General features: G+C 62.9%; 22 protein-coding genes. 12 read left to right on the top strand and 10 right to left on the bottom strand.

The annotated features are described in order from the left end of the window. Positions 1-468: 468 nt before the first annotated feature. Together BM400_RS17360 and BM400_RS17355 are read left to right on the top strand one after the other, a co-directional pair. Complete coding sequence (locus BM400_RS17360) at positions 469-1,623, top strand: alginate lyase family protein (protein WP_089841124.1); 1,155 nt, start codon at positions 469-471, stop codon at positions 1,621-1,623. A gap of 8 nt (positions 1,624-1,631) precedes the next feature. Then, a complete protein-coding gene (locus BM400_RS17355; RefSeq protein ID WP_175529091.1) occupies positions 1,632-2,594 on the top strand; it encodes a threonine dehydratase in 963 nt (320 codons plus the stop codon). A gap of 7 nt (positions 2,595-2,601) precedes the next feature. Here BM400_RS17355 and BM400_RS17350 read toward each other — a convergent pair whose 3' ends face one another. After that, positions 2,602-4,974: a glycoside hydrolase family 2 TIM barrel-domain containing protein gene (locus BM400_RS17350; protein WP_089841120.1), complete on the bottom strand. Its 2,373-nt coding sequence runs from the start codon at positions 4,972-4,974 to the stop codon at positions 2,602-2,604. Positions 4,975-5,102: 128 nt separating this feature from the next. On the opposite strand from BM400_RS17350, the gene BM400_RS17345 reads away from it, so the two are divergent. Then, on the top strand, positions 5,103-5,402 hold the full coding sequence (locus tag BM400_RS17345; RefSeq protein WP_089841118.1) for a putative quinol monooxygenase: 300 nt from the start codon (positions 5,103-5,105) through the stop codon (positions 5,400-5,402). Between the two features lie 3 nt (positions 5,403-5,405). Here the strand turns inward: BM400_RS17345 and BM400_RS17340 are convergent, their stop codons facing one another. Then, positions 5,406-6,836 (bottom strand): oligogalacturonate lyase family protein, encoded by a 1,431-nt coding sequence (locus BM400_RS17340; RefSeq protein ID WP_089841116.1) that lies wholly within the window; start codon positions 6,834-6,836, stop codon positions 5,406-5,408. A 215-nt stretch (positions 6,837-7,051) separates the two neighbouring features. On the opposite strand from BM400_RS17340, the gene BM400_RS17335 reads away from it, so the two are divergent. Together BM400_RS17335 and BM400_RS17330 are read left to right on the top strand one after the other, a co-directional pair. After that, positions 7,052-8,077, top strand: a complete 1,026-nt coding sequence (locus BM400_RS17335; RefSeq protein ID WP_089841114.1) for a UbiA family prenyltransferase — start codon at positions 7,052-7,054, stop codon at positions 8,075-8,077. 188 nt (positions 8,078-8,265) lie between these two features. Continuing rightward, complete coding sequence (locus BM400_RS17330) at positions 8,266-9,924, top strand: sensor domain-containing diguanylate cyclase (protein ID WP_089841112.1); 1,659 nt, start codon at positions 8,266-8,268, stop codon at positions 9,922-9,924. A gap of 350 nt (positions 9,925-10,274) precedes the next feature. Here the strand turns inward: BM400_RS17330 and tpiA are convergent, their stop codons facing one another. From tpiA to gap, 5 genes are all read right to left on the bottom strand, one after another. Next, on the bottom strand, positions 10,275-11,033 hold the full coding sequence (gene tpiA / locus BM400_RS17325) for a triose-phosphate isomerase (protein ID WP_089841110.1): 759 nt from the start codon (positions 11,031-11,033) through the stop codon (positions 10,275-10,277). 146 nt (positions 11,034-11,179) lie between these two features. Continuing rightward, positions 11,180-12,388 (bottom strand): phosphoglycerate kinase, encoded by a 1,209-nt coding sequence (locus BM400_RS17320; protein WP_089841107.1) that lies wholly within the window; start codon positions 12,386-12,388, stop codon positions 11,180-11,182. A 36-nt stretch (positions 12,389-12,424) separates the two neighbouring features. Continuing rightward, positions 12,425-12,802 carry a Rid family hydrolase gene (locus tag BM400_RS17315; protein ID WP_089841106.1) on the bottom strand — a complete coding sequence of 126 codons (378 nt, stop codon included), beginning with the start codon at positions 12,800-12,802 and terminating at the stop codon, positions 12,425-12,427. Positions 12,803-12,825: 23 nt separating this feature from the next. After that, the gene (locus BM400_RS17310; RefSeq protein WP_175529090.1) at positions 12,826-13,902 is read right to left on the bottom strand and encodes a GGDEF domain-containing protein; all 1,077 of its coding nucleotides are present in this window, start codon (positions 13,900-13,902) and stop codon (positions 12,826-12,828) included. 360 nt (positions 13,903-14,262) lie between these two features. Continuing rightward, a complete protein-coding gene (gene gap / locus BM400_RS17305) occupies positions 14,263-15,270 on the bottom strand; it encodes a type I glyceraldehyde-3-phosphate dehydrogenase (RefSeq protein ID WP_089841101.1) in 1,008 nt (335 codons plus the stop codon). Between the two features lie 234 nt (positions 15,271-15,504). On the opposite strand from gap, the gene BM400_RS17300 reads away from it, so the two are divergent. The 5 genes from BM400_RS17300 (at position 15,505) to BM400_RS17280 (ending at position 19,296) form a co-directional block, all read left to right on the top strand. Beyond that, a complete protein-coding gene (locus BM400_RS17300; RefSeq protein WP_089842094.1) occupies positions 15,505-16,311 on the top strand; it encodes an ATP-binding protein in 807 nt (268 codons plus the stop codon). A 15-nt stretch (positions 16,312-16,326) separates the two neighbouring features. Then, on the top strand, positions 16,327-17,076 hold the full coding sequence (locus BM400_RS17295) for an ATP-binding cassette domain-containing protein (protein WP_089841099.1): 750 nt from the start codon (positions 16,327-16,329) through the stop codon (positions 17,074-17,076). Positions 17,077-17,159: 83 nt separating this feature from the next. After that, on the top strand, positions 17,160-17,711 hold the full coding sequence (locus tag BM400_RS17290; RefSeq protein ID WP_425432396.1) for an ABC transporter permease: 552 nt from the start codon (positions 17,160-17,162) through the stop codon (positions 17,709-17,711). Positions 17,712-17,898: 187 nt separating this feature from the next. Continuing rightward, positions 17,899-18,762: a glycine betaine ABC transporter substrate-binding protein gene (locus tag BM400_RS17285; RefSeq protein ID WP_245781940.1), complete on the top strand. Its 864-nt coding sequence runs from the start codon at positions 17,899-17,901 to the stop codon at positions 18,760-18,762. A gap of 39 nt (positions 18,763-18,801) precedes the next feature. Then, entirely contained in the window at positions 18,802-19,296 is a 495-nt protein-coding gene (locus tag BM400_RS17280) for a DinB family protein (protein ID WP_245781939.1), read from the top strand. Positions 19,297-19,404: 108 nt separating this feature from the next. Here BM400_RS17280 and BM400_RS17275 read toward each other — a convergent pair whose 3' ends face one another. Beyond that, positions 19,405-20,601 (bottom strand): glycoside hydrolase family 18 protein, encoded by a 1,197-nt coding sequence (locus tag BM400_RS17275; protein ID WP_089841095.1) that lies wholly within the window; start codon positions 20,599-20,601, stop codon positions 19,405-19,407. A gap of 93 nt (positions 20,602-20,694) precedes the next feature. Here BM400_RS17275 and ruvX point away from each other — a divergent pair, with 93 nt between their 5' ends. Next, positions 20,695-21,135: a Holliday junction resolvase RuvX gene (gene ruvX, locus BM400_RS17270; RefSeq protein ID WP_089841093.1), complete on the top strand. Its 441-nt coding sequence runs from the start codon at positions 20,695-20,697 to the stop codon at positions 21,133-21,135. 81 nt (positions 21,136-21,216) lie between these two features. Here ruvX and BM400_RS17265 read toward each other — a convergent pair whose 3' ends face one another. Continuing rightward, positions 21,217-23,976, bottom strand: a complete 2,760-nt coding sequence (locus tag BM400_RS17265; RefSeq protein WP_245781938.1) for an ABC transporter permease — start codon at positions 23,974-23,976, stop codon at positions 21,217-21,219. Between the two features lie 2 nt (positions 23,977-23,978). Further along, positions 23,979-24,320, bottom strand: coding sequence for a PadR family transcriptional regulator (locus BM400_RS17260; protein WP_089842086.1), 342 nt, complete (start codon positions 24,318-24,320; stop codon positions 23,979-23,981). A gap of 68 nt (positions 24,321-24,388) precedes the next feature. On the opposite strand from BM400_RS17260, the gene BM400_RS17255 reads away from it, so the two are divergent. Next, positions 24,389-25,879, top strand: a complete 1,491-nt coding sequence (locus BM400_RS17255) for a tannase/feruloyl esterase family alpha/beta hydrolase (protein ID WP_089841089.1) — start codon at positions 24,389-24,391, stop codon at positions 25,877-25,879. The last annotated feature ends 25 nt before the right edge of the window (positions 25,880-25,904 follow it).

Genomic DNA, 25,904 nt, shown 5'->3' with positions numbered 1-25,904 from the left:
GAACATCCCACTTTGGCCCCGAGAAGAGGACAGAGGTGGGAGATGGGGATAACCCCTTTGTGGGAGACGGCTGACTTTTGTGAGGGAGTAGGGACTTGCGTTCGATCGCGGACGACTGCATGCTCGGTGCGTGAAGAACCTGCTTCGGGCGACGCGGGCTCGATGGGTGCTGTTTCCGGATAAGAGGCGCGGAGACAGCGGTAAGGAAGCACTCTTAGATCGCGGTCTGTTCGTCCTTGAGGCCACCGGCACGAACACAGATCACGATGGGGGCGATCACGACGAAGAGGAGGGTGATGAAGATCATGTTCGTTTCTCTTTTCCTTGAGGAGGGCTTGTTCGCCTCCTGACAAGATCGATCTTCAGGCCGAACGCACGATGTTGCCATTGCACTTTGGGGGCTATCGTCGGACGAGGGTGTGATGGTCATAACCCAAAGGTGTTAGGCGTGGTACTCTGCGAGGCACCATGAGGCTGAACAGGCGAGAGTTTGCGGGCGTTGTGAGCGCAGCGTGGCTGGCACCGAGGCTCTTCGCCCAGACGGCCCGGCCCAATGTAGCGGCGATCGAGCGCGAACGCATGATTCGGCTCGGAACAGCGGCGCTCGACGAGCCGGTCGTGTCGGTCACGTCTCTTCCGGGTGTGGGTTCACCCGGCGGAAAGCAGGATTACTTCTCCACCGAGAGCTTCCGCGCGCACCGCAATGCTCTGCGTGCCATGTGTGTGCGCGTGGGGGCGCTCGCCGGTGCCTATGGCGTTACGCGCGACGATCGATTTGCCGCAGCTGCCGCGGTCGCTCTGCGCGTCTGGTTCGTCGACGAGAAGACGCGTATGACGCCGCATCTGCGCTTTGCGCGCGTGATGCCCGAAGCCGCAATGCCCGAGACCAGGACGACCGGAACGCCGGAGGGAATCGTCGAGGGCGTCTTCCTCGCGGAGGTGGGGGTTGCGATGCCGTTTCTCGCAGCCTCTCCCGCCTTGACGGATGAGGACCTCGCCGGAGTGAAGGTCTGGTTCACCGCCTACAGAAAGTGGCTCACCGAGCCCGAGGACGACGGACCGAGGATCGCTGCGCTGGCCCGCGACCTGCGCAACCATCACGGCTCATCCTGGATGCTGCAGGCGACGGCAGCCGCGCACTGCGTGAAGGACGACGTCGCGCTGGCCGATCTTCGCCACCGCTTCCAGCACGTCACCCTGCGGGCTCAGACGGTTGCGCTGGGAAACTTTCCGGCTGAGTTGCTGACGCAAAATCCCTACCGGAACTCGCTCTTCAACCTGGACATGCTGGCCGGAGCCTGTGAACTCCTGTCGAGTCCCTTCGAAAGCGTCTGGGACTTCGAACTACAGGACGGACCCGGGATGCGTGCTGCCTTGGCTTACCACTTCCAGTACATCGCCAGCCGTCCCAAGTGGCCTTATCCCGCGGACGCATCGCACTTTCTGGAACTGCCCCTGCGCAGACCTGCCCTTCTCTTTGCGGCGCGGGCGTACACACGACCGGAGTACGCCGACCTCTGGAAGTCGCTTCCCGCCGATCCGCCCGAGGCGCTCGCTGAAAGCTTTCCTATTCGCCAGCCATACCTCTGGGTCACGAAGCCACCCTTCCGCATCGTGGGATGATGGAAGGCATGAGACGCGAGTTATTGCCTGAAATCGACGAGATCCGTGCCGCTGCGGACCTCGTGGCGCAGTACCTGCCCCAAACTCCGCAGTACACCTGGCCGCAGATCAACGCGCGTGCGGGCCGGAGGGTGTGGGTGAAGCATGAGAACCATCTGCCGGTCGGAGCCTTCAAGGTACGCGGTGGGCTGGTCTACATGAACGCTCTGCGGCAGAAGCTTGCCCCGGGCAGCACGGTCATCTCCGCGACGCGAGGCAATCACGGGCAGTCGATTGCGGTCGCTGCCCGCGAGAACGGGTTTCGCGCCGTGATCGTGGTGCCGAAGGGAAACTCCCTCGAAAAGAATGCGGCCATGCGCTCCCAGGGCGCGGAACTGATCGAGTTCGGCGACGATTTTCAAGCTGCCACAGAGCATGCCATGACACTCGAGGCAGAGCACGGATGGCACAGGGTGAAGTCCGTAAGCCGGCATCTCGTCGCGGGCGTCGCCACGGGCTTTCTGGAGCTTCTCACGACGCATCCCGAGATCGAGACGATGTATGTCGCGGTGGGGATGGGATCGGGTATCTGCGCCGCGATGGCCGTGCGCGACGGCCTGGGCCTGAAGACGGAGATCGTCGGCGTCACCTCGTCGGCGGCACCGGCCACGGCGAGGTCCTTTGCGGCCGGGCGAGTGTCCGAAGCTGAGACTTCTACGCGCATCGCCGACGGCGTGGCCTGCCGCAAACCCGACGGGGAGGCCATCGAAACCATGCTCAGCGGTGTCGCGCGCCTCATCGAAGTCCCCGATGAGGCCGTCGAGGAAGCCATGCGGATCTACTTTGCCGACACGCACAACGTCGCCGAAGGAGCCGGTGCGATCGGTCTCGCCGCAGTCCTTCAGGACGAGGGAGCAGGCGGCGTCTGTGGGACCGTATTGAGCGGCGGCAACGTGGACTCGGATGTCTTCGCGCGTGTGCTGGGTTCCTGACCCTGACTTAGAAGCTTCGAGGATCCAAGTTTTTGGGTGAGGGCGCGGTCGGGAGTGTCAGTGAGACCGGAGGCAGACCTTCCGTCGTCGCCGTCAGGGTGATGCTTCCGTTGCCTGCTGTCGCGCCTACGATCGCCTGCGTGCTGCCTTGATAGACCGTGCGCTGTTTGGCGAGGTACGACTCATGGTCAAGCAGATTGCCATTGTCGACCGCGACGATCCTGCCCGGGCCTTTGGTTGCGAAGTGGATAACCGTCGTGGAGTCGGGAACAACGGTGTTTTCGGCGTCGAGCAGTGTCGCGGTAACAAAGACGACGTCGTCCCATATCGGCGTGGCCGCTCTCTGAGCCACGTTCAAAGCCAGATGGGTGGGCTTCCCGGCGGTGCGGAGGGTATCTTCCGCGACGATCTTTCCCGCTGTGCGAGCAACCGCCTTCAGCACTCCGGCAGCATAGGGAACCCGGAACTGGATGGGGCTTGCGTCGCGGTGTCGCTTCTCGGTCCCCAGCGATGTGCCATTCCAGCTGAGTTCCACTTCGTCAGCGTTGGTGTAGACCTCTACCTTCTCCGTGTGCGCCGTTGTGTCGACAGGATTCCAATCCATCAGCAGCGTTGGGGTCAGACGCGTTGCCGTGGGCTGATTGGGAGCTTCATAGCCAGGGTCGGTAGGATTCTTCTGGGCCGGGGCCACCCGCCGGGCGATCTTGACCATCGGAGTCTCGGTCCACCATGACTGCCGCTCAAAGGCACGCGGACGCGGCTCGGAGGTGGTCAGCAGAAGACCTCCACCAGCTCCAATTGCCGGCCAGTGTCCCGACTCGCCCAGGTAGTCGACGCCCGTCCACAGGAACTGCCCGGAGTACTCGGGATGGTCGCGCATCGCTACCCACTGCTCTTTGACATGCGTGTTCTCGGTGCCGATGATCGCCCGCGTCGGCTTATCGGCGTGGGCCTTCAGGATCTCCTGCTCCCGGTAGTTCTGCCCGATCACGTCGAGCAGGTCGGCCAGACCATCTTCATAATCGTGCGAGACGTTTGGCCGGAACAGCCCCTGCGTCACAGGCCGCGTCGGGTCGTTCTTGTGGAAGGTGTCGACGAGCGACTTGAGAATGGGGATCGCGATCTCAGGGTGCGGCGTGTCGTGGATCTCATTGCCCGCGCTCCACAGGATGATCGACGGATGATTGCGGTCGCGCTGGACGGAATCGGCGGTGTCGCGCAGGCTCCATGCACGGAAGTAGAGGTGGTAGTCGTAGGGATTCTTGGCTACCGTCCATGCGTCGAACATCTCGTCCATGACGAGGAATCCCATGCGATCGCAGAGGTCGAGGAACTCCGGCGCGGGTGGGTTGTGCGCGGTGCGGATGGCGTTCACACCGTACTTGCGCAGTTCGGTCAGGCGGCGCTCCCACGCAGCCAGGGGGACCGCGGTGCCGAAGGGGCCCGCGTCCGTGTGCAGGGCGGCTCCGTAGATCTTGTGATGCTTCCCGTTGAGGAAGAAGCCCTGGTTCGGGTCGAAGTGGAACTCGCGAATGCCGAAGGGAACCTTTTCCTGATCGCCCTGGATGCTGGCGGTGATGGTATGAAGGGCCGGATGATCGAGGTCCCAGAGCTCGGGGTGCGGAATGGAGAGCTCCGCTTCAAGGTCGGCGGATGAGTGTGCCGCGATGGTTGCCGGTTTGGATCGGTAGGGCGCGAACGATTCGACGAAGCGACCGTTCGGGAGCTGGAGGCTGATGGTCAGGGTCACATTGGCAGGTTTGTCGGAGTCGTTCTGGACCGTCGTGCGGACGTGGACAGTCGCGGAGTCGGGCGAGACCTTCGGCGTCGTCACAAACGTGCCCCAAGGAGCGATATGAACCGCGTTTGTGGAGATGAGCCGTACATGCCGGTTGATCCCGGAGCCCGTGTACCAGCGGCTGGCCGGCTGCTGGCTGGTATCGGTACGCACGGCGATGGAGTTCGCTCCAGCATGGAGACAGCCGGTGAGGTCATAGTGGAAGCTGACATACCCATAGGGGCGATGACCGAGCAGCTTGCCATTGCAGAAGACGTCGGAGTTCGCCATGACGCCATCGAACGCGATCCACGTCTCCTTGTGTGCCGCGGGAGCGGGGATGGTCTTGCGATACCACGCAATCCCCGTAGGGAAGTAGCCTCCGCCCTGTCCCGACTTGTTCTCGGCGGCGACCGGCCCGGCGATGGACCAGTCATGCGGCAGATCGACCGTCTGCCAGCCCTTGTCGTCGAAGCTCGCCTCGCTTGCACCTGCTGGATCGGACTGCGTGAAACGCCATGCGGCGTCGAGAGGCGTGACTGTGCGTGTCTGGGAGGCAGCGGGCAGGGCAGTCAGCAGAAGCAGGAGAAGCGTGCGGCGCATGGGCGTCCTTCATCGTTCGTGGGCTAAGACAAGAGTACGGTTTCGCCGCGCACGAGCCATCCTACTTTCGGCAGAGTGGCGGCAGGATTCGTGTGTCAGACTTGAAGCAGCACGTGTGGAGGGTTTGGATGTCGAAGTTTGTCGTGATTGCCGAGTTTGCCGTGGTGCCGGAACACAAGCAGGAGTTTCTCGATGTATGCGTCTACGATCATGAGCGGTCGACAGCGGATGAGCCGGGATGCCGGCAGTTTGATGTGATCGTCTCCGATGAGGCCCCGGACGCGGTCATCCTCTACGAAGTCTACGACGACAAGGCCGCGTTCGACGCCCACCTGAAAACACCTCACTTCGAAGTCTTCATGGAAGCGGTAAAGAAGTTTGGGGTGACGACGACGGTGGTGCGTACCCTGGCGCGTCATCACCCCTAAACGCTATTTGACGCCTGGCGTTGGCCCCGGCTTGGCAACGGGGTTGAACTTCTTCGCCAGCTCCGGCGTGGACATCACCTCGCCCGGCTTGGCATCGACGGCCTTCGCGGTCTCGACGCCGAAGACGTAGCTCGGTCCGAACATGTTGCTGGTAAAAATGACCAGCGACTTGTCGGGTGAGAAGCGAACGTTCGGTTCCAGCTTGTAGTTGTGCTGGCTCATCACGACGAGGTGTTCGGCGCGGAACATGCCGGGTTGGTAGAAGTCCGGCTGGTTGATGCCGTCCACCTTCTTCATCTCGGGGTGGAAGAGTTCGATGTACTCGCCGTCGGGCGCCTTGGCCACCTGGCCTGGATCGCCGCCGTCGCCGGTGAAGAGGGATTCATCCTTCGTCACGTTGAAGTGGATGGACCACTCGTTGCGCTCCATGTGAAAAGCGCGGCGCTGATGCGTCTCCACGTTGTAGCTGGCGAGGTAGAAGTCTTCGCCTTTGATGGGCTGCCAGTCGTACCAGAGGGTCTTGCCGTCGATGCCCCAGAACTCGTGTCCGGCGATCTCCTGGGCGAAGGTGCGCTTGTGGATGAGGGTATTCTGGGTGCCGTCGGTGCGGATGGTCCAGATGCGGTCGACCTTCTGCCAGGGGCCCTCGTGGCAGTACATCAGCAGGGTAGGGTCGGAGGGGGAGTAGAGCAGGTGGTTGATCCAGTCGGTGGAGTGGAGCAGGGTGTTCATCTTGCCGGTCTGGAGGTTCAGCGTAAAGAGAATCAGGGGCTGGCGGCTTGCGAGGCGGCGCTCCATCATCTCTCCCTTGCCCTCGGGCTGGACGAGCGTGCCGGAGTTCGCTCCGGTGGGTGCCTGCTGCACGCGTGGCGTTCCGGTCGGTGAGACGCGGTTGGCCCCGTACTCGGGGGCGACCGGTGGGCCGTCGTTCATGGTGCCGGCGGCCAGGGTCTCGTCGGCGTTGACGGTTGCGACGCCGCTTGCGCCCTCCGGCAGTGGAACGAGCCGGGTGATCTCGCCGGTCTCCATGTTGGCCTTGTAGAGGGTATTCCGGTGCGTCTCGGGATCCATCTTCGCATAGAAGACGCTGGGTGTCTTATGGCCGACGACGATGGCGTGGACGTTGCCGCGATAGCGCGTCATGGGGTCTGCGCCGGGATCGTGCGGGGGGTTGGGGACGAGCAGGCGGGTCTTCCTGGTCGCCAGCTCGAGGACGTGGATGCCGTCGGGTGCGGTGTAGATCATCAGTTTGCCGTCGGGCGAGTAGGCGTTGTTGTTGAAGTAGAAGCCGCTGGACTGGGGCTCGGGGGAGAGACGCCAGATGCGATGGCCGGTGGCCTGGTCCACCCAGGTGACCGGTGGCGCATCCTGCGCCGCGATCAGGAGGGGGCAGGCGAACAGCAGGGCGAGCGAAAGACGAGCGGCAAGACGCATAGGGGACTCCTGGAGGTTGGGCGACAAGGTCATGTGTCGGCGTCAACTTTATACAGGGAGACGATAGCGTTTGGGAAATTGTTTCGACAGGTAAACATGCTGCGTTGCGGAGTGGCCCCGTTTTCATGAACTTCCGCCGCTCCTGCGCGAAGGGGCGACATGCTATTTTGGTGGAGCATTGACAACGGTTTCATCCTCAACGGGAGTAGCCCAGAATGGCTGGATCGATCGAATGGGAGCGCCCTTTCTGGGTGGAAAGGCTTCGCGCCCATGTCCAGATCGCACGACTGGACCACTCGATCAAGAATCTGTTTGTGCTGCCTGGAATTGTCGTTCCGCTGAGTGTCGCGCCTGCTCTTTTAACGGGCGAGCTGTTGGTGAAGTTGGGAATCGCCGCCGTTTCGATCACGCTGGTGGCCTGCAGCAACTATGTGATCAACGAGGTGCTGGACGCGCCGTTCGACCGTCTGCATCCCACCAAATGCATGCGGCCGGCGGCGCGCGGCGTGGTTCACACCGGCGCGGCGTACGTGCAGTGGCTGGTGATGATGTTCGTTGGTGTGGGGCTGGGGTATGCGTTTCTGGGCGGGATGTTCGCGCTGACGGCGCTGACGCTCTGGGTGATGGGATGCGTGTATAACTTTCCCCCGGTGAGAACGAAGGATGTTCCGTATCTGGATGTCTTGACGGAGTCGGTGAACAATCCTCTGCGCATGCTGCTGGGCTGGTACGCGGTGACGACGTTGATTGTGCCGCCGGTCTCGCTTCTTTTTTCCTACTGGATGATCGGCTGCTACTTCATGGGGCTGAAGCGATTCTCGGAGCTTTCGGAGATCGGTCTCCGGTCGGTTGCGGGGTCGTACCGGGCCTCGTTCCGTTACTACACGGGGGAATCGCTGCTGGTTTCGGTGATGTTCTATGCGTCGGCTGCGATGCTCTTCTTTGGGGCGTTCGCGGTCCGCTACCGGCTGGAGCTGATCCTCGGCTTTCCGCTGGTGGCGCTGACGATGGCGATTTACTTCAGGCTTTCGTTCAAGAAGGACAGTTCGGTGCAGCATCCGGAGAAGCTGTATCGCGAACCGCTTCTGATGGCGTCGTTTGTGGCGACGGTCCTGGTGTTGGGGATGTTGTTGTTCGTCCGCATTCCGCGGTTGGAGCAGTTCTTTATGCCGACGCTGCCCGTTACGCCCGGCATGGCCGCTTCGGTGCGGCCGGAGCACTCTTTCTCCTGGGGCATGTAGGCCCATTGCCCCAGGAGCACTCATTCTCATGCAAAGACTTACGAATTTCATATGCCTTTGGGGAATACACTATTGTCCACGCGAAATGACGCTTCCGCGCGTTCTGAACGATCGAACGACGGATGAGGAAGCGGGTGGTGTGCAGAGATCCGGTGTCTCTCGCCCGGTCGCGGTGAAGGAAGCTTTGAATGCGTGGACCTCTTGTCGATTTCGTTTTACTGACGCTGATTGTTGTGTTCTTCGGAGTACAGCAGAGGCGGCGACCCGAAGCATATTTTCGCTTCTGGGTATGGGGCTGGGTCCTTGTGCTGACGAGCATTCTGGTGTGGGAGTTCAATCTGCATGGCGCACGCGCACAGATTGAGCAGGAGGCTGTGCGCCTGTCCTTGCTGGCGTGCGGCGGCCTGGCCTTTGTTTTTTCGTTTGTCGCCAAGCAGCGCAAGGGAAGGATTTCCCTGCTGCAGGGGCTTCTGATCGCGGTGCCGGTTTGCCTGGGGATGGAATTAATCGCGACCGAAGCCCATGGCCACGGGGTGCTGATCGCACTGGTCGTCGTGGGAGAGCTCATCTCCGCGGTGATGAGCTGGGTCTCGGTCAAGGATCGCCGGGGCTGGCTGCTTTGGCTGATGCTCGCGCTGTGCCCGGTGTTTTGCGCGTGGATGATCTTCGTGATCGTGACCGGCCATGCGGACGCGATGATGCAGGTCGCGCTCGGTCATATCTTTATCGTGTCGGGATTGCTATTCAGCACGATGAAACGCAAGGGCGGACGGTCGATCGGTTCGATCGGATTCTTCCTGTGGGGGGCCTGCTACCTGCTGGCGCAGCCACAGTTCATGCCTGCGGCCGGTATGGCGGCCATCTATTCGATCTGGACGGTTCCGAAGTTCCTGGTTGCCTTCGGCATGATCCTGAAGCTGTTTACGAAGGTGAATGCGGAGTTCGCGGAGCTGAATCGACGGCACGTCATGCTCTATCAGGAGTACCGTCTGCTGTTCGACAGCAACCCGCATCCCATGTGGATCTACGACGTGGCGACGAGGCGGTTTCTGGCGGTGAACGATGCTGCGGTGGTGGCGTATGGGTATCCGCGCGACACCTTCCTGAGGATGTCGGTCGAAGACCTGCGGGGGGATCTGGACGCAGCGCTCGATGGCGATGTGGGGATATCGTCGTTGAACCATGTTGTGCGGCACCGGCGTGCGGATGGCCGATCGTTCGACGTCGACGTGACCGGCAATGGGATTCGCTTCCAGGGGAAGGAGGCTCGCTTCGTTCTGGCCGTAGACATTACGGAACGCGAGACGCTGCACCGGGAGCTGGTGCGGCAGGCCCACTACGATGCACTGACGGGGTTGCCGAATCGCGTGATGCTTGAGGACAGGATCGGCCAGTGGCTGACGCGCTGTATCCGTGAGAACAGCATGGGTGCGTTCCTGACGGTCGATATCGACCACTTCAAGCGGGTGAACGACACCTATGGGCATCAGGCCGGGGATGAGTGTCTGCGGGTGGTGGCGGACCGTCTGCGAAGCCGTGTGAGGCAGGTGGATACGATTGCGCGCACGGGTGGCGAGGAGTTCACGATTGTGATCGGCGGACTGAAGTCGCGGGAGGGCGCGAGCAAGGTCTGCCAGGAGCTGTTGAAGCTGTTTGAGAAGCCGATCGCGATCACGGGATACGAGCTGCAGCTCTCGATCAGTATTGGCGTGTCGCTGTATCCGGACGACGGCGTGGAGATTGAGAAGCTCCGCCGGACGTCGGATCAGGCTCTGTACCGGGCGAAGCGGACGGGTCGCAACCGTGCCGTTTTTGCGGAACCGCTGATGGAGCAAGCCAGCGCATAGCAGCCTCTCATGTTCGTGGGGGAAGGTCTTGCGACGTGCCGAGAGGTAGGACCTCTGGTCCGTCAAAGTGGTCTGTTTTGCACTCTTTTAGGGCAGTGCTAGCGTGTTGCCGTAATCGTGGTCTTCTAAAGGACTTGTGGGTTGTCGATTGAAAAATCCCAATGTTTCACCAGAGACTTTTTGACCGCAAAAACGTGGTGAAACGCATGGATTTTGTGGAGATTTGATGGTTAAAGACGGGCAACGAAAATTGGTATGGCGATACATCGATTATCGCGCAAACCCTTAAGGTTTCCTGGCGATAATCGCACGCGATGGTTTTGGCGACGAGATTGCTCCCCCAGAACGGCTTAGAGGTCCTGGTAGTGGATGATGTCGGAGAAGCTTTTGGGGTCGAGGGAGGCTCCGCCGACGAGGCATCCGTCGATCTCCGGTTCGGCCATGATCTGCGAGATGTTGTCGGGTTTGACCGATCCTCCGTAGATGATGCGGGTCTCGTCGGCGCAGTGCTGGCCGAGACGGAAGGCTACCTCGCGCCGGATGATGCGATGGGCTTCGGCGATCTGGCGTGGGGTGGCGGTGCTTCCAGTGCCGATGGCCCATACGGGCTCGTAGGCGATGGTGATGGTGGAGGGGACTTCGGCGCGGATGCTGTTGAGGGCGCAGGCGATCTGCCAGCGGAGTACGGCTTCGGTGAGGCCGGACTGGCGCTTTTCGAGGGATTCTCCCACGCAGACGATGGGGACGAGGCCATGGGCGAGCGCGGCCTTGAGCTTCCAGTTGACCATGTCGTCGGTCTCGTTGGCGTAGATGCGGCGCTCGGAGTGGCCGAGGAGGATATGATCGCAGCCGATGGAGGCGAGCATGGTGGGTGAGGTCTGGCCGGTGTAGGGGCCTTCGTTCAGCCAGTGCATCGTTTGGGCACCGACGTCGACGCGCGAGCCTTTGCAGGCGTCGATGCAATAGGCGAGCGACGACATGGTGGGGAAGATGGCGATGTTGTCGCGCTCGTGGTTCTCGACCAGGGGAAGAAACTCTTTCAGGAAGGCGAGCGACTCGTTGGGTGTCTTGTACATCTTCCAGTTGGCGGCGATGAGTGGCTTGCGCATGGACTCCTTGGTTCCTGAGGGTTGGAGTGAATCTGGAGGGTACGGCGTGCGGTGCGCGGAAGGCAAGTGCTATTTAGAAACTCTAACCGTTTCGATTCAAAAGGGGAGCGCGAAGATGCGCTCCCCTTGTGGAAGCTATTTCCATGCTACTTGTCTGTGAGGGCCTGGATGCCGGGGAGGACTTTGCCTTCGAGAAATTCGAGGGAGGCTCCTCCGCCGGTGGAGATGTGGGTGATGAAGCTGGCGAGGCCGGACTTGTGGATGGCCGAGACGGAGTCTCCGCCGCCCACGATGGTGATGGCGTCGCGGTTGGCGGCGACGGCCTCGGCGATGGCGTTGGTGCCGTGGGCGAAGGGGGCGAGTTCGAAGACACCCATGGGGCCGTTCCAGAGGATGGTCTGGGCGCGGGCGATCTCGAGGGAGAAGAGCTCGACGGTGTCGGGGCCGATGTCGAGGGCCATGAGGTCGGCGGGGAAGTCGCCGGTGCCGGAGAAGACCTGGGTCTTGGCGCGTGGGTCGAACTTGTCGGCGAGGACGTGATCGACGGGCAGGAGGAACTTGACGCCTTTGGCCTCGGCTTTGGCGAGGGCGGCGCGGGCTACATCCTGCTTGTCGGGCTCGGCGAGGGATTTACCGGTAGCCTGGCCCTGGGCATTGAGGAAGGTGTAGGCCATGGCGCCGCCGATGAGGATGGTGTCGGCCTTGTCGAGGAGGGCGTTGATGATCTCGATCTTGTCGGAGACCTTGGAGCCGCCGATGATGGCGACGAAGGGCTTGTCGGGCTGGGCGAGAACCTTGCCGAGGAAGGTCATCTCCTTCTTGAGCAGGAGGCCGGCGGCGGATTGCTTGACGAAGTGCGTGATGCCTTCGGTGGAGGCGTGGGCGCGGTGCGCGCTGCCGAAGGCGTCGTTGACGTAGATGTCGCAGAGGGCGGCGAGCTTTTTGGCGAAGATGGGGTCGTTGGACTCCTCGCCGGGGTGGAAGCGGAGGTTTTCGAGCAGAAGGGTCTGGCCGGATTCGAGTTTGAGGCTCATCTCGCTGGCGACCTCGCCGATGCAGTCGGGCGAGAAGGCTACGTTTTCGCCTTCGTCGAGGAGGTGGTCGAGGAGGCTGCGGAGATGGGCGACGATGGGCCGGAGGCTCATCGAGTCGACGCGCTTGCCCTTGGGACGGCCGAGATGCGAACAGAGAATGACCTTTGCCTTGTGGCGCAGGGCGTACTCGATGGTGGGCAGGGTCTCGACGATGCGGGTGTCGTCGAGGATGACTCCGTCCTTGAGGGGGACGTTGAAGTCTACCCGGATGAGGACGCGCTTGTGTTCGAGGTCGATGTCGCGAATGCTGAGCTTTGGCATGTGTCTACGAGGATACCCGAGGCCTGTGAGTTTCGACTATTCAGGGATGTAGGCGTCGGCTTCGATCTCGACGCACCAGCGTGGGTCGAGGAGGCTGGCTACGACGACCATGGTGGCGGCGGGGCGAACGATGGAGAAGAACTTGCCGTGGACGCGGGCTACAGACTCCCAGTCGGCGGCAGCGGTGAGGTAGATGCGGGTGCGGTAGACGTGCTCGATGGAGCTTCCGGCTTCCTTGAGCGCGGTGGCGATCAGAGTGAGGCACTGGTCGGCCTGGGCGGCGTCGTCGGCGTCGTCACATCCGACGGGGCCGGTGCCGGAGACGTGGACGTGCCGGCCGATGCGAACGGCGCGGGAGAATCCGATGATGGGTTCGTAGGGGCTGGTGCCGGGAATGTTCGTTCGTGTGCTCATGCTGGTTGGATGCGGATGGGGAGCTACACGGCGACACGGTTGCGACCGAGGCGCTTGGCGAGGTAGAGGTTGGCATCGGCGCGGCTCATGAGGCTGGACCAGGATTCGGGGGTAGTGGGGGTAGTGGCGACTCCGAGGCTGGCGGTGACGGGGATGACGTTGTGTTCGAAGCGGAAGGTTGCGGTCTCGATCAGGATACGGAGGCGTTCGGCGATGTCGACGGCTTGCTCTAAGTTGGTCTGAGGCAGAAGGACGAGGAACTCCTCGCCGCCGATGCGGGCGAGGCGGTCGAATCCGCGGAGCGAGGGGGAGAGGATGCTGGAGAGGGTGTGCAGGACATGGTCGCCGGCGGGGTGGCCGTAGCGATCGTTGAGTTGCTTGAAGGAGTCGAGGTCGAGCAGGATGACGGAGAGCGGCAGCGCGGTGGGGCTGCGGACGAGGCGCGAGAGTTCGATGTTGCCCTCCTGCTCGATGCTGCGGCGATTGAGGAGGCCGGTGAGAGGGTCGGTGAAGGCGAGTTGCTCGAGGCGGCCCTGGAGGCGGACGGTCATGGTCCAGAAGTAGAGGAGGGGGACGGTCGCGGCGAGTACGGCGTAGCCGAGGAGTGCGATCCAGCGCATGGCGGAGCCGGTAACTTCGTCGGGTGCAACCCGGTAGATGGCGATCCAGACGAGGCGCGAGGCCTGGATGGCGCTGATGAGTCCGAAGATAGCCGCGGTGCAGCGGGTGGGGTAGCGGACCTCGCGGTCGGCGAAGCGGAACAGGATGATGGCCGTGGCACCGCTCTGGATGGCGACCGTGACACTGAAGAATAGGACGCGCGCCAGGTGCGAGGCATGGACGTAGGTGAAGAACAGGTGAGTGGTAAAGAGGATGACGGCGAGTGCGATGGAGAGCCGTCGCTGACTGCGTGCGCGGGCCCGGACCTCCGGAAAGCTGAAATGCAGCAGCGCGAAGCCGATGAGCAGGACGGTGTTGCCGAGTACGAAGGGAAAGAAGGCAGGCAGGTGGCCGTTGGTGACCAGCATGATGTTCGAGGTGAGCAGAAGGAGGAAGGCTGTGACCATCGACCGCATGCCCTCGAGCCTGCGGTTCTGCACCGCAATGAGCAGAAGGCAGAGGGTGCTGAAGACAACCTCGACGAGCAGGACGAAATAGGTGACCTGAAGATAGATGGCCGGTGATTCCTTCCTGGGGAGGAATCTATCTTAGCGCGAGTCTGCGATTGTGATGGCGGTGAAGCGGTGTGCGTTCACACCGGTCTGGTGCGCGTGCGCGGCGATCGCCAGCGAAATCATCCTGGGCTACTTCTGGAGGACATAGGCGAAGCGGCCGTTTTCGTATGTGGTGGCGAAATGCAAAGCCGGTTTCGCAGAACCATCTGCGAAACCGGCTTTGCATCACTCGTCCTGGAACCTGGCGGACTTCGCTCGCCTTATGGACGACACGACTGTTCTTCGTTAGAGGCCCTTTTTCACGAGGAAGAGGATGAGGTCCTTGACGCGGCTGGAGTAGCCCCACTCGTTGTCGTACCAACTGATGACCTTGCCGGTGGTCTCGCCGACGACCTTGGTGAGCTTGGAGTCGACGATGGAGGAGAGGGGGTTGCCCTTGAAATCGGAGCTGACGAGCTCTTCGTCGGTGAACCCGAGGATGCCCTTGAGGGGGCCTTCGGCGGCGGTCTTGAGGGCCTCGTTGATGCCCTTGATTGTCATGGGCTTCTCGGAGACGAAGGTGAGGTCGACGACCGAGACGTTGGGGGTCGGGACGCGGATGGCGAAGCCGTCCAGTTTGCCGTCCATGGCGGGGACGACGAGCTTCAGGGCCTTGGCGGCACCGGTCGAGGACGGAATCATGGACAGGGCAGCAGCGCGGGCGCGGCGGAGATCCTTGTGCGGTGTGTCCAGGATGACCTGGTCGTTGGTGTAGGAGTGGATCGTCGTCATGATGCCGGAGGCGATGCCGAAGGTGTCGTGGAGGACCTTGACGACGGGCGCGAGGCAGTTGGTGGTGCAGGACGCGTTGGAGATGACGTTGTGCTTCGCGGCGTCGTACTTGTCGTCGTTGACGCCGAGGACGATGGTGATGTCCTCGTTGGTGGCCGGGGCGGAGATGATGACCTTCTTGACGGTTGTGCCGAGGTGCGCGGAGGCCTTGGTGGCGTCGGTGAAGAAGCCGGTGGACTCGACGACGATCTCGGCTCCGACGGAGGCCCAGTCCAGCTTGGCGGGATCGCGCTCTGCGAAGACTTTGATCTGCTTGCCGTCGACGGCGATGAAGTCGGCGCCGTGGGTGATCTCCTGCTTGAGGTTGCCGAGGATCGAGTCGTACTTCAGAAGGTGTGCCAGCGTTGCGGGCGTGGTGAGGTCGTTGACGGCGACAAATTCAATCTCGGGATTGCCGAGGGCGGTGCGGAAGACGTTGCGTCCGATGCGGCCGAAGCCATTGATTCCAACCTTGACTGCCATGAAGGGGTTGCTCCTCTAATTTCTATCCACTTTGATTGTAAGGGAGGACAGGGATCAGGGAACAGGGGCCAGGGATAAGGCAGGGAATCGAGATTGGGGATGAGCGAAGAAGGTTAGGAACAGGGTTCGCTCCGTGTTTCCTGCTCTCTGATCTATGGCCTTCACCTTGCTCGTGGGTGTTGGCTGTGTTACAAGCGGAGCATGCGCGACTTGCGCCAATGGATCGTGGCAAAGATGAGACGACGTTCGAGACGTGGACCCAATGAATCGGAGTCCACTGGAAAAAGTGGGCAGGAACTGCCCCAGGGCCAGCTAGCACCGCTGCGTCCTACGTACCCGGAGCCGATCGCTCCGAAGGCGGAAGCGCCCGAAGCGGCACCTGCTCCGCCCCCGCCACCCCCCCCTGCGCCGGTCGCAGTGGAACCGGTCGCCGAGAAGAAGATTGAAGTGGAGACACAGCCCGAGAGTCTGGGTATTCCGCCGGCTGAGCCGACGGCGGTCTCGGCCAAGGAACCGCGCGGGTATGTGGTGCTGGCGATCGGGTTGCCGGGCTCCGGCAAGACGACCTGGTACAAGCGCCGTGGCGTTACGCCTTTGTCGAGCGATCTGCTGCGGACGCTGCTGTTCGACGATATTACCGAGCAGAGGTACCAGGGCCTGGTGTTTTCGACGCTGCGCAGCTTGCTGCGGGCGCGGTTGATCGCGAAGATGCCGTGGAACTATGTCGACGCCACCAACCTGAGTCCGCATGAGCGGCGGCAGTGGATCAAGATGGCGAAGAGCTTCCAGTACGAGGTGCACGCGGTGTTCTTCGACGTGCCTCTGGCGGTCTGTATGGAGCGGAACTCGAAGCGCGATCGCGCCGTGACGGATGAGGTGATGTTGAAGATGGGGGAACGGCTTAGGCCGCCAACCTTCAAGGAAGGCTTTGACAAGATCACGGTCGTCCGCGTGAAGGGACAGCCTGGTTCGGAGGGTGTTGGCGCGGCTGGAGCAGCGGCTGCGGAGGCACCTGCAGCGGAGCCGGAAGCGGCAGTTTAGAGACGGAGCAGGACGATGGGTGAGGGCAGCGTGGAGTTCGCGAAGGTGAGCTACACGCTGCCCTCTTCTGCTGTGCTGCTGCGGGATATTTCGCTGCGTCTGGAGCCGGGGACGGTGACGGCTCTGCTGGGGCGAAGCGGGAGCGGCAAGACGACGCTGCTGCGGATGGTGAATGGACTGGTGAGGCCGACGGCGGGCGAGGTGCTGGTCTCGGGGCGGGTGGTGGAGGACGACGGGCTGATCGAGCTGCGGCGGGGGATCGGGTATGTGATCCAGGAGTCGGGGCTTTTTCCGCATATGACGGTGGCGCGCAATGTGGGGATTGCGATGGAGCTGGCCGGCCGGAGTGAGGGCGAGATGGCTGCCCGGGTGGGCGAGGTGCTGGCGCTGGCGGGGATCGATGCGGTGGAGTTTGGCGGGCGGTATCCATGGCAGTTGAGCGGGGGGCAGAGGCAGAGGGTGGGTTTGGCCCGGGCGCTGGCGATGGGGGCTCCGGTCTTGCTGATGGATGAGCCGTTCGGGGCGCTGGATCCGCTGACCCGGGCGGAGATGCAGACGATGTTAAAGAAGCTGCTGCAAGCTGTTCAAAAGACAGTGCTTCTGGTGACGCACGATTTGGATGAGGCGCTGTATCTGGCGGAGCGGGTGGTGTTTCTGGAGGCTGGGGTGGTGGTAGCGGATCTGGCGGCGGATGAGGTATTGCGGTCGACTTTGCCGCAGGTTCGGGAGTATGTGGCGGCGGTGCATCGGGTGGTTTCGTCTTGAGCGGGCTGCGGCAGTTTCTGGCGGCGAATGGGTGGACGATTGGCCGATTAACCTTTGAGCATCTATGGCTTACGGGGTTTGCCATGATCTTTGCTTTAGGGATTGCGCTGCCCCTGGGGATCGTTCTGGCACGGTATCCGCGGTGGGCGGGGCCGGTGATCGGGTTTGCGAATGTGGTGCAGGTGATTCCGAGTCTGGCGCTGTTTGGATTGCTGCTGCCGGTGCCGTGGCTTGGGGAGAATGCGGCTCGCCTGGCGATTCTGGCGTTGACGGGGTATGCGCTTCTGCCGATTCTGCGCAATACATACGCGGGGATTGCGTCTGTCGATCCGGCTTTGATCGATGTTTCCAATGCTCTTGGAATGAGTAGTATGCAGAGGTTATTCAAGGTGGAGCTTCCGCTTTCGGCCAGCGTGATTCTGGCTGGAGTAAGGACGGCTACGGTGACGTGCGTGGGGGTGGCTACCATTGCGGCGGCGATTGGGGCGGGTGGGTTGGGGGAGTTGATCTTCCGGGGAGTGGCAAGCGTGGACAACGGGTTGGTGCTGGCTGGGGCGATTCCTGCGGCGATGCTGGCGCTGGTGGCGGATGCTGGGTTGGGGGTGGTTGAGAAGAGGATGGCGGTGCGGCGATGAGGAGCGATGCGGCGAGCTCTCAGCCCTTGTTCTCTGGCGCGCAGGTCACCTGGGGCGTTGCCCCAGGCTGGGATGACGCGCGCCTTTGGCGCCTGGGATTGGGGGCAAGCGAGGTTTGGCATTTGGATTGGGCGGCGGTGGCGCTTTGAGAACCCACATCTCAAAAGCGAGATGTGGGGCACCCGGGGTGGTGGCTCTGCTTGTGTTGTTGCTGGTGGGGTGTGGGCCGCCTCGGTCGAGCCGGGTGGTGATTGGCGCGAAGAACTTTACTGAGCAGGTGGTGCTGGGGGAGATGCTGGCGCAGGAGATAGAAGCGGTCACTGGGGAGAGGGTGGAGCGGCGGTTCTATCTGGCGGGGAGTTATCTCTGTCAGCAGGCGCTGGTGGGTGGACGGATCGATGGGTATGTGGAGTACACCGGGACGGCGCTGACGGCGATCTTGAAGGAGCCCCTGCCTCCTGCGGAGGATCGGGGCGGGGTGCTGGGGCGGGTGCGGGACGACTATGAACGGCGGTTTGGGGTGAAGGTCGAGGCTCCCCTGGGGTTTGAGGATACGTTTGCGATGGCGGTGCGGGGGGAGGATGCGCGGCGGTTTGGGTGGACGAAGATCTCGGACCTGGTGGGGCGGCCGGAGCTGCGGCTGGGGGTGGGGTATGAGTTTGAGTCGAGGCCGGATGGGCTGGCGGGGTTGGAGAAGGCGTATGGGTTGAGGTTCGCGGGGCGGCCCCGGACGATGGAGCTGGGGCTTTTGTATCGGGCGCTGGCGCAGAAGCAGGTCGATATTGTGTCGGGGAACTCGACGGATGGGCCGATCCGGGCGCTGGGGTTCAAGGTGCTGGAGGACGATAAGGGGTACTTTCCTCCGTATGAGGCGGTGCCGCTGTTTCGGGAGGATTCTTTGAAGGCGCATCCGGGGATTCAGGTGGCGATGGACCGTCTGGCCGGGAAGGCTACCGCAGAGGAGATGCAGGGGATGAACGATGCGGTGGATGCGCAGCATCGGGATGTAGGGGATGTGGTGCGGGAGTGGCGTCGGGGAAAGGGGCTTTAAGTGCAGGGATCAGGAAACAGGGATAAGGGATCAGAGGGCGTGGAGCCCTGGTTGCGGGGGACGTTTGCGGAGGTGGATGCGGTGCGGCGGCAGGTGCTGCATGCGCTGGAGCTGGCCGGGGAGGATGCGGCGAAGTGGTGCTATGGGCTGACGGATGAGGATGTGAATGCGCGTCCGTTTGGGGTGGCTTCGGTGGCGTTTCATCTGCGGCATATGGCGCGTTCGCTGGACCGGTTGCTGACGTATGCGGAGGGGCGGCAGCTTTCGGACGAGCAGATGGCGGCGTTGCGGTCGGAGCTTGCGGCCGGGGCTACGGTGGCGGAGGTGCTGGAGGAGTTTCGGGTGGGGCTGGACTCGGCGGCTTCGCGGGTGATGGGATTGAAGGGATATGAGGAGGTGCGTGGGGTGGGACGGGCGGGGTTGCCGAGTACGGTGGGTGGTCTGATGGTGCATTGCGCGGAGCATACGCAGAGGCATGTGGGGCAGATGGTGACGACGGCGCAGGTGGTGGTGGGGATGCGTCGGATTGCTTAGGCTGCATACCCACATCTCAGAATCGAGACCCGTTCGACAAGCTCAGGGCAGGTTGTGTGGCACGCGGATTGGTGGCTTAAACGAATGCACCCGGGTGCGGTGGTGGCTTTATTGGGCTTGTTTGTTGGTGATGGGGGTTGGCTCTTCGTGGAGGGCTTTGTGGGCGGTGGTCAGGAGGGTGGCGGTTGCGTTGTCTTCGCCCAGCTCCCAGATCATGAGGCCGCCCAGGGACTGCTCGGCGGCGTAACGTGCCTTGGCGCTGACGGAGATGGGGTCTTCGTAGGTCCAGAAGACGTCTCCGTCGAAGAGCCAGGGGGCCTGCGAGTTGGGATCGCGGTAGACCCTGGAGGTGGGGATCTTGGTCTCGATCTCCCGGTAGGGGCGGTCGCCGTGGATGGGTTCGCCCTCCTGGAAGAGGCCGTTGTTGTCCTCGGGGACGAGGCGCCAGCCGTATCCGTAGAAGGGTACGCCGACGAGGAGTTTCGCGGCGGGAACACCTGCGGCGCGATAGGCGGAGACGGTGTGGGTGACGGTTCCGCTGCCGACTTCGCCGGAGAGGGCGGAGACGAAGCCGGTGTGCTGGACCCAGGGGCCGGTGAAGTCGTAGGTCATGAGGCCCATCTGGTCGACGAGTGAGGCTACGATGGCCATGTCGGCGCCACCCATCATGCGGGGGCTGGGGCCTACGGCTACGTTCAGGAGCATGCCGGGGCGGACGGCGTCCATCTGGCGGCGGAACTCTTTGAGGAGCTCGATGTAGTTGGCGGCGTCTTCGGGGTGGGGGAACTCCCAGTCGATGTCGATGCCGTCGAAGAGGGTGCCGATGGAGATTTCGGGGGTGATGGTGCCTTTGATCCAGAGATGGACGCAACTGGCGACGAAGGCGGCACGGTTTTCGGGCTGGGCGTCGAAGGCGAAGTCTGCCGCCTTGCCTTCGAGGGAGAGGACGAGTTTGAGATGAGGGTGGCGGCGCTTGAGCTTGATCATCTGATTGAAGCTGCCGCGGAGGGGCTGGGTGGGGCTATCGGCGACGCCGTCTACGCTTTGGGCGGCGGTGAAGGCGTAGTTGGTGTCGGCATTGGGGTCGGCTACGGAGCAGTGTCCGCCGGTGACGAAGCCCTGGGCGTAGTTGATCTGGTCGAGGAGGCCGGCGTTTTCGGCTAGATTTTTGACGGTGTACTGGGGGTCGTTATAGAGGCCCCATTGCGGAAAGTAGCCGGTGAGGAGAGGGTGCGGCTGCTGGGCCTGGGCAGCGCAGGTGATCAAGGCGAGGCAGGAGAGCAGACGTTTTGCGCGAGAAACCATGCTTTTCTAGACGCGTGCGGGAGGGAAGCGATGCAGGGCTTATGGTATTGGGTCGCGCGTTTTTCATGACGCGAACAGCGATAGACTCGGCGTATGGGAATTGGGCGGGTGATGGCGTTGGATGTGGGCAAGGTGCGGATTGGGGTCGCGATGACCGATGGGCTGGGGATTACGGCGCAGCCGCTGCTGACGGTGTGGCGGAAGGGGAGGGGGGAGGATCTGCGGAGTCTGGCGCGGCTGGTGAGGAAGCATGCGGTGGTGGAGGTGGTGGTGGGGAATCCGCTGCATCTTTCCGGCGATGAGATGCCGTGGGGGGTGAAGGTGAGGGAGTTCGCTGGGGAGCTGCAGGCGAAGGTGGAGTGTCCGGTGACGCTTTGGGATGAGCGGCTGAGTACGACCGCGGCCCACGAGATTCTGGATGAGGCCGGGTACGGGACGGACCGGAAGGGGATTATCGATCAGGTGGCGGCGGTGGTGATTCTGGAGGGGTGGATGGCGGCGAAGGAGCGGGCTGCGGCGCGGGGTGAGGAGTGATGGTGGCAGTTTCCCCACATCTCCAAAGGCGAGACCCGTTCGACAAGCTCAGGGCAGGTTGTGGGGCACCCGGGTTGGTGGCTACTCGTGCCTGAGGGCTTCCATGGGTTCTACGCGCGAGGCGCGGAGGGCTGGGATCCATCCGGCGGCCATGGCGACTGCGATGAGGAGCAAGGCTGAGCCGGCGAGGGAGATGGGGTCGGCGGGCTGGAGGCCGTAGAGCATGGTTTTGACGACTCGACCGAGGGCCAGGGCGAGGGCCAGTCCGGCGGCGATGCCGATGCCGGCCAGCCATGTGGTTTCCTTCAGGACCATGCCGCGCACCTGACCGCGTTCGGCTCCGAGGGCGAGGCGGATGCCGATTTCGTTGGTGCGCTGGGAGACGGTGTAGGCCATGATGCCGTAGATGCCGACGCAGGCGAGGGCCAGGGCGAGGACTCCGAAGCCTGCGGTGAGCGAGGCAAAGAGGCGCTGCTGCTGGACGGTGGCGTCGATCTGCTGCTGTTGGGTGCGGACGTCGATGAGAGGCAGGTCGTGGTCGATGTTACGGACGGCGTCGCGCAGGGACGGCACGATGGCTTCGGGCTTGAGGGCTGTGCGAAGGACATAGGTTACGCCGCCCACCTCGCTCTCCTGCCGGTAGAGCTCGAAGTGGATTGGAGCGGGGGGTGTGCGGAGGTCGTTGTAGCGTGTATCGGCGCAGATGCCGACGATGGTGAGCCAGGTGCGATTCTTCTCCTTTGGGCCGTCGTTGGAGAAGCGCTTGCCGATGGGGTTCTGGTTGGGGAAGAACTCGCGGGCCAGGGACTGGTTGATGACGGTGACCTTGGCGGCGCTCGCGGTATCGGCGCTGGTGAAGGTGCGGCCGGTGATGAGGGGAATCTGCATGACCGAGAAGAAGTCCGGGCCGACGTTGGCGAGCGAGGAGCTATGGAACTGGTCTTCGTTGCCGGGGATTTCGGCGACGCCTTCGGGATACAGGGTGGACATCTCCCTGGAGTCGGCGATGAGGGGGATGTCGGTGACGGTGACTCCCTGGACGCCGGGCACGGCGCGGAGGGCGTCTTCGATGCGGGCGTGGAGGGCTACGTCCTTGGGTGCGGGGTAGCGGGTGCTGGGCGGATTCAGGTCGAAGATGACGAGGTTCGAGGTGTTGAAGCCGGGGTCGACGCGGTAGAGGTTGACGAGGGTGCGGACGAAGAGCGCGGCTCCGCTGACGAGAAGCGTCGACAGTGCGATCTGGAAGGCGACGATGGCTTTGCCGCTGAAGCCTTTGCGACGCCGGGTGGAGGTTTTGCCGCCCTCTTTCAGGGCTGTGCCGATCTCGGCGCGGGTGGCTCCCCAGGCGGGAGCGAGGCCAAAGAGGAGTCCGGTGAGGAGGGTGACGCCGGCGGTGAAGGCGAAGACGCGGGCGTCGAAGGGGACGTTGACGTCGTTGGTCTCCCAAGCGCTGAGCATCAATCTGGGCAGGGCGGTGCGGCCCAGGTAGCCGAGGAAGAGCCCGAGGATGCCGCCGAGGGCGGAGAGCATGAGGGATTCGGTGAGGACCTGGCGGAGGATGCGGGAACGGCCTGCTCCGAGGGCGAGGCGGACGCCCATCTCACGCTGGCGGGCGGAGGCGCGGGCCAGCATGAGGTTCGCGATGTTGGCGCAGGCCAGCAGGAGAACGAAACCGACCATGCCGAGAAGGACATTCATGGGCTGGGCGTAGTTTCGTCCGGAGAAGTTGAGGCCTTTGCTGCCGTCTTCGAGGATGAGGCGGGGCATGGTCTCCCCGTCCTTGGGGGTAACGTTGGCGCGGACGGCGGCGTTGAGCGCGGTGGCCAGAGCGGCCTGGGCCTTGTCTTCGGGGATGCCGGGTTTGAGGCGTCCCATGATCTGCACCCACCACAGGGTCTTGCTGGAGAGCAGGGAGCCGTGGCCGCCGATCTCGGCGTGGAGGAGCGAGATCATGGAGAGCGGCATGAAGATCTCGGGCGAGGACTGCGCGCTTTTGGCACCGGTGAATCCGGCCGGGTTGACGCCGATGATGGTGACCGGCGTCATGTTGACGGAGACGACCTTCCCGATGACGTTGGGATCACGGTTGAAGGCGCGGGTCCAGAAGGTGTCGGAGATGATGGCGACGGCTCCGGAGCCGGGGATGGCGTCGTCCGCGGGGAGAATGGTGCGTCCGAGTGCCGGGTGCACGTCCATCTGCTGGTAGAAGTTGCCGGAGACAAGTTCCACCTGGACGGCAACGGCGTTGTTGCCGATGGTGATGTTGGCGCGGCCCATGTCCTTGAAGGCGATGAGATCTTCGAGCCCATGGTTGTCGCGTCGCATGGCTTCGTAGACCGGGTACGAAAAGGAGTCCAGACGCGTGCCTCCACCGGGTGTGGGATAGGAGCTGCCCCAACTGGAGTGGACGACGCTCTTCTTGTCGAGGATGGCGGTGAGGAGGCGAAGCTGCTCGGGGTGCGGTACGCCGAGGCGCGCGTAGAGCATCTCGTTGGCGACGGAGAAGATGGTGGTGTTGGCGCCAATGGCGAGGCCGAGCGAGAGGACGGCGATGAGGGTGAAGCCGGGACTCTTGCGCAGGATGCGGGCTCCGTAGAGGACGTCGGCGAGTAGCTCGTCGAGCCAGCGGAGACCGAGGGAGTGTCGCATGTTCTCCATGTGCGCGGCGGGCTGGCCGAACTCGACCCTGGCGCGGCGGAGGGCGTCGGCGTGGGTGAGGCCGCCTCGTTCGAGGTCGGCGGCGCGGGCTTCGAGGTGGAACTGGATCTCGTCGGCCATGTCGGCTTCGAGCCGGCTGCGATGGGTGACGGAGCGGAGGAAGGACTTCAGACGCTGCATCATGGCTACACCTCGAGGGCGCTGATTTTCAGGATGGTTGCAATGATGCCGGCCATGCGGTTCCATTTGGCGGTCTCTTCGGCGAGCTGTTTGCGGCCCTGCGGGGTGAGCGAGTAGTACTTGGCGCGGCGGTTGTTCTCGCTTTCGCCCCACTCGCTGGCGATGGCGCCTTCGTGCTCCAGGCGGTAGAGGGCGGGGTAGAGGGAGCCCTGCTGGATGACGAGCTGCTCGCCGGAGATCTGCTGGATGCGGAGGAGGACGCCGTAGCCATGGAGTCGTCCGAGGGAGACGGACTTGAGGATCAACATCTCCAGGGTGCCTTGCATGAGGTCGGCCTGTTTGGCCATGGGGTCTCTCTCCTTGGTGGTCTAGGAGAAGTATGCTTGGTCTCTCCTAGATCGTCAAGGAGAGAGGGATGGTTATAGTGGGAGCGCGGATTGGAGAGGTGCGGATGCGTCTGTTGATGGCGGTGATGCTGGTTGGATTGAGCTTGCCTGCGGTGGCGGAGGATTGTGCGCAACTCAAGACGATGAAGGGTGTGACGGTCGCGGAGGTCGTGAATGCGGGCTCGTTTACGCCGGAGGGGGCGAAGGCGATCGATGGGCTGCCGGCGTTCTGCCGGGTGGCGGCTACGCTCGATCCCAGCGGGGATTCGGCGATCCGCGTGGAGGTGTGGCTGCCGTTGACGGGGTGGAACGAGCGGTTTGAAGGGACGGGGAACGGCGGGCTGGCGGGGCGCATCAGCTATGGGGGGCTGGTGAGTGGGGTGAAGGAGGGGTACGCGGTTGCGAATACGGACATGGGGATGGGTGTGCCGGAGGGCAAGGATGCGGGTGTGTTTGTGGGGCGTCCGGAGCGGTGGAAGGACTGGGGGTGGAGGTCGACGCATGCGATGACCGTCTTCGCGAAGGAAGTCGTGAAGATGTTCTATGGGCGGGTGGAGAAGAAGGATTATTTTGTGGGCTGCTCGACGGGCGGGGAGCAGGCGTTGATGGAGGCGCAGCGATTTCCGGATGACTATGACGGCATCGTAGGCGGGGCTCCGGCGCATAACCGGACCGGGGTGCATGAGAGCATCCTTTGGAACTTCGCGGCGGTGGAGGCTCCGGGGGCTTACCTACCGGCGGAGAAGCTGAAGCTATTGAACGACGCGGTGGTGAAGGCGTGCGATCTGAACGATGGGGTGAAGGATGGGCTGATCGGTGATCCTCGGCGGTGCGGGTTCGATCCGGGTTTGCTGGCCTGTCAGGACGGGGATGGGGATAGATGTTTGACGGCGGCTCAGGTGGCTGCGGTGAAGAAGATCTATGCGGGGCCAAAGGATCCGCGCAACGGGCGGCAGGTGTATCCGGGGCTGGAGCGTGGGAGTGAGTTTGCGTGGGGTTCGCTGGGGCCGAAGCCTCCGGCGGGGAAGGCTCCGTATGCTCCGTTTTTTGAGTGGGTGTTCGGTGCGGATTGGAACTGGAAGAGCTTTGACTATGGCAAGGATGTGGATGTTGTCCAGTCTAAGTTGGCGACGACTTTGAATGCGACCGACCCGAACCTGGATACGTTTCTTGGGAAGGGGCACAAGCTGGTGCTGTATCACGGTTGGGCGGACCAGATTGTGCCGCCTGAAGAGACGATTGCGTACTTCGATGCCGTGCGGCGGAGGCGTTCGGTGGATGAGGGAGCGAGGCTCTTTCTGCTGGCGGGGGTGCAGCATTGCAGCGGTGGGCCGGGGCCTTCGGGGATCGATCCATTGGCCGCGGTGGTGAGATGGGTGGAACTGGGACAGCCTCCCTCGAGTCTGAAGGCGACCGGGAATGGGATGACGAGGATGGTGTGTCCGTATCCGGTGGAGGCGAAGTTTGTCGGAACGGGAGATGCGAAGGATGGACCCTATGCGTGTTCGGTGAGGAAGTGAGGATGTGGCTTGCGGGGCAGGGGAT

The sequence above is a fragment of the Granulicella pectinivorans genome (genome assembly GCF_900114625.1).
Classification (GTDB): domain Bacteria; phylum Acidobacteriota; class Terriglobia; order Terriglobales; family Acidobacteriaceae; genus Edaphobacter; species Edaphobacter pectinivorans.
The sequence above is the reverse complement of the archived record's forward strand: the minus strand, read 5'-3'. Positions and strand labels throughout refer to the sequence as shown.